The sequence below is a fragment of the Oleiphilus sp. HI0067 genome (genome assembly GCF_001635735.1).
The window spans coordinates 1-652 of sequence record NZ_LWFI01000515.1; the positions used below are offsets into that span (position 1 = coordinate 1).

The following is a 652-nucleotide window of genomic DNA, read 5'->3' on the forward strand; positions in this document are numbered from 1 at the left end:
AATACAGAAAAAATCACATATCTCTGCCCTCTTCAAAAAGTAGAGGTAGAAAGCTGGGATTACACATCACCAAAGAAGGTCCACTCTACTTTCGAACAAGGTAAAAGCGATGCCAAACATTATCTTAAGCAACTATTAGGCTAAGACCACGTTACTTGTGTGACCCTTATCCCAATCGTTTGCCTTTGATTTCGCTTCAAAATCCTAGCTCTATATACTAGCTGGGTTAAATTACTTTTCTCAAAGGAATGTTGTGCCCATGAGTTTTAGCGTACTGCGAAGCACTCATCTGATCATTTGTTTGGTTGCCTTTCTCGCACTGAGTGCGTGTAGTGAAACTCCACCCGTCGCTCGCGAGGAAGACGAAGTGCAGAGCATCAATGTATTTTTCAGTACAGAAAATGAATCAGGTCAAGATGTCGGTAAAGCATTCCAATTCAATCCCGAAAGTGGTCGCATCAACGAACTAGCCACATTCAATGCAGAACCAAACTCCGTCGTGGTGCTCGATACTGACGAAGATGCTCCTGGCTACGAATTCGCAGCCTACGTTGACGGAAAAATGATTAAGTTGCTTAATTATTCGAAAACAGCAAACCGTCGTTCATACGACCTCAAAGAATTTATCGATGACGTGTGCGGCGTATACGCA

Annotated in this window: 1 protein-coding gene; it reads left to right on the forward strand. The window is 42.9% G+C overall.

Annotated elements, in window-relative coordinates; genetic code table 11:
* Positions 1–259: 259 nt before the first annotated feature.
* On the forward strand, positions 260–652 hold a 393-nt coding region (locus tag A3739_RS06115), incomplete at its 3' end, for a hypothetical protein (RefSeq protein WP_156502395.1).